Below are 214 nucleotides of genomic sequence, written 5' to 3'. Positions count from 1 at the left end.
GACTCGAGAGGCTTAACCATACAACCCAGATGGGTTTTGCTAAGTAGCACTTAGACGAATATGAACACTTAAGAAGTGATACTCAATACAGCTTTCCGAATTCATTTACTGCCCACATAAAATGGGGAGTAGATACCAAATTTGCTTGGTGACAATAGCATTGTGGTCCCACCTGATCCCATCCCGAACTCAGAAGTGAAACGCAATCGCGCCG

General features: G+C 44.4%; 1 rRNA gene. It reads left to right on the top strand.

From position 1 onward, the window contains the following. Nucleotides 1-144: 144 nt before the first annotated feature. Nucleotides 145-214: ribosomal RNA gene (gene rrf / locus L976_RS01575) — 5S ribosomal RNA — on the top strand; the annotation flags it as partial.

Source organism: Shewanella sp. ZOR0012, assembly GCF_000798835.1.
Lineage (GTDB): Bacteria > Pseudomonadota > Gammaproteobacteria > Enterobacterales > Shewanellaceae > Shewanella > Shewanella xiamenensis.
This window is presented reverse-complemented; position numbering and strand designations above follow the sequence as displayed.